Source organism: Mesorhizobium alhagi CCNWXJ12-2, assembly GCF_000236565.1.
GTDB classification, from domain to species: domain Bacteria; phylum Pseudomonadota; class Alphaproteobacteria; order Rhizobiales; family Rhizobiaceae; genus Allomesorhizobium; species Allomesorhizobium alhagi.
In genome coordinates this window covers 1-567 of the sequence record NZ_AHAM01000374.1, presented here as the reverse complement: position 1 = coordinate 567, position 567 = coordinate 1, and the positions used below count along the sequence as shown (strand labels likewise).

At 63.0% G+C, this 567-nt stretch carries 1 protein-coding gene; it reads right to left on the bottom strand.

Annotated features, from left to right (window positions below; all coding sequences use genetic code 11):
- Nucleotides 1-567 (bottom strand): SMC-Scp complex subunit ScpB (scpB, locus tag MAXJ12_RS34220; RefSeq protein ID WP_008840848.1); only part of this gene is annotated, 567 nt, incomplete at both ends.

The window sequence follows — 567 nt, the reverse complement described above, 5'->3', positions numbered from 1 at the left end:
GCGTCCTCGAGCGCCTCGGCGTCGGGCAGGTCGCGCAGCGAATTGAACCCGAACTGCAGCAGGAATTCTTTGGTCGTCACATAGGTGTAGGGCGCACCCGGCGTCGGGCTGCGCGGCCCCGACGCGATGAAGTTTTGACCGCGCAGCGTGCCGATCAGATCGCGGCTGATTTCCTTGCCGAAGAAGGTGGAGAGCTCGCCACGGGTGATCGGCTGGAAATAGGCAATGCACATCAGCACCAGCACTTCTGACTGCGTGAGTTCCGCCGTGCGTTCGTTTCCGCCGAATGCACTGCGGATGGCGTCGGCATAGGCAGGCCGGGTCAGGTGCTTCCAGCCGCCGGCGACTGAGACGAGGTCATAGGGGCGGCCGGCGAGCTCGGCGCGGATGTCGTCGATGAGAAGATCAATGCTGCACCCTTTGCCAACGATGCGGGCGAGTGTCTCGCGGGTCACCGGCTCGCTGGCGGCAAAAATGGTCGCTTCGACGCGGTTCATCCATTCGCGCCAGCGCGCTTCAGGCGGCAGATGATCCAATTCCGGATCAAACAAATGGTCATTTGACCGG